The following is a 2075-nucleotide window of genomic DNA, read 5'->3' as shown; positions in this document are numbered from 1 at the left end:
TGGTAGACTGCATAGTATCAGCTCTCCTTTGCTATGTAGCTCTGAAATGGTTGGGTTTAATCACTATCCATTTTAACCTACGAGATGTAGCAATTTGGAGGGCTGTCTTTTGTTTACGTTCATCTTAGCTAGACGGGGAAAACCCTGGGAAATGAGACAATAAGGTCTCTGAGGTCCGTTAGCAATGGGGGCGGCTTGACGCCACACCAACTCCGATGACCCCCATCGTGATGGGAAGCCAATTGGAAAACAACCGCATAGAATCAAAGTTTTCAAATTGGGTTTTCAGCACCGAGAAGGTTGGATGAAGGAGGGAGTGAGTAGCGGAGCGTAGGTGGATCTACGTGAGCAACGGAGCGACTGACTGAATTCAAGATTCGATGTCGCATTCACTCCGATGACCCCCATCGTGATGGAAAGCCAATTGGAAAACAACCAATATCAACCGCAGGAAATTAACCTTACAGGGAAGGAAAGTGTAGTATGGCATTGCAAATCTATAACACCTTAACCCGGGCGAAGGAAGAGTTCGTCAGCCTGACGCCGGGAAAAGTGAAGATGTATGTTTGCGGACCTACCGTATACGGTTATATTCATATTGGGAATGCGCGGCCGATGATCTTTTTTGACGTGGTACGCAGCTACCTGGAGAATCAGAAATACGATGTAAATTACGTTGTAAACTTTACAGATGTAGATGACAAGCTGATTCGCAAAGCGGAAGAGATGAAGCTCACCGTGCCGGAAGTGGCTGAGATGTTTATTAAAGCCTATTACGAGGATCTGGACGGCCTTGGAATTCCGCGTGCCACAGCAAATCCGCGGGTTACGGAGAACATGGATGTGATCATCGACTTTATCCGCGACCTGGAGCAAAAAGGGTTTGCTTATGAAAGCGGCGGGGACGTATTTTTCCGTACGCACAAATTTCCGGAATACGGCAAGCTGTCTGGTCAAAATATCGACGAGCTGCAATTTGGCATCCGCATCGATGTGGACGAACGTAAGGAGAATCCGGAGGATTTCGTGCTATGGAAAGCGGCCAAGCCCGGCGAAATCCACTGGAGCAGCCCATGGGGCGAAGGTCGTCCCGGCTGGCATATCGAATGCTCGGCGATGTCTCGGCAACTGCTGGGCGACACGCTGGACATTCACGGCGGGGGTCAGGACCTGCAGTTCCCGCACCATGAATGCGAAGTTGCACAATCGGAAGCTGCCACGGGCAAACCGCTCGCCAGATACTGGATGCATAACGGATATATCAATATCGACGGGGAAAAAATGTCCAAGTCCCTAGGCAACGGTGTACTTGTCAAGGATTTGCGTGCACAATATAAACGGGAAGCGATCCGTTACTTTATGCTATCGACTCACTATCGCAATCCGCTGAACTTCTCGGAAGAGACGATGCTGCAAGCGGAGCGCAGTGTAGAACGGATCAGCAACGCCGCGAACAACCTTCGCCATCGTCTGAGCGCAGCACCGCAGGGCGGGGAACCGAAGGTTACCCCGGAGTGGGCAGAGAAGCTGGAGACGATCCGCAATTTGTTCCATACCAAAATGCAGGACGACTTCAACACCCCGGACGCGATTACGGCGGTGTTTGAATGGGTGAGCGAAGTGAATACGCTGCTGCAGCAGGCGGTGGCAGCACGCGGTGATCTGGAAGCGGCGCTGCAGCTGTTCGAGGAGATGAACGGCGTGCTGCGTATCGCTTTGCCGCCGGAGACGGAGTTGCCTGGGGAAGAGATCGAGGCGCTGATTGCGGAGCGGGCTGAAGCGCGGAAGGCCAAGAACTGGGCGCGCGCGGACGAAATCCGCGACCTGTTGGATGCCCGCGGCATCGTGCTCGAAGATACGCCGCAGGGCATGAGATGGCGGCGCAAATGAGCGGGCCGCAAGAGCCACGGGCAGGCGCAGCCGGGCGGTCAGGCCTAGACGCAGGCGGACGGCCGCGCCAAGAATCGGGCGCAGGCGACCTGACCGGCGCAGCAGTGCGTCCCGGCCAGGACGCCGCTGCAGCGGGGCGACCGGGCCTAGCGGCGGAGCCGCCAAGCCCGGCCGCGCCCAGCGCC

1 protein-coding gene is annotated in these 2075 nt (G+C 55.1%); it reads left to right on the top strand.

All coding sequences use genetic code 11. The annotated features are described in order from the left end of the window. The first annotated feature begins 483 nt into the window (after window positions 1-483). Window positions 484-1890: a cysteine--tRNA ligase gene (cysS, locus tag RW092_RS19600; RefSeq protein ID WP_316011038.1), complete on the top strand. Its 1407-nt coding sequence runs from the start codon at window positions 484-486 to the stop codon at window positions 1888-1890. Window positions 1891-2075: the final 185 nt, after the last annotated feature.

This window comes from Paenibacillus sp. 3LSP, assembly GCF_032465655.1.
Lineage (GTDB): Bacteria > Bacillota > Bacilli > Paenibacillales > Paenibacillaceae > Fontibacillus > Fontibacillus barengoltzii.
The sequence above is the reverse complement of the archived record's forward strand: the minus strand, read 5'-3'. Positions and strand labels throughout refer to the sequence as shown.

Excerpts from the sequence above, each read along its gene's own strand:
- cysS (WP_316011038.1), top strand. The coding sequence starts at position 484 with ATGGCATTGCAAATCTATAACACCTTAACCCGGGCGAAGGAAGAGTTC.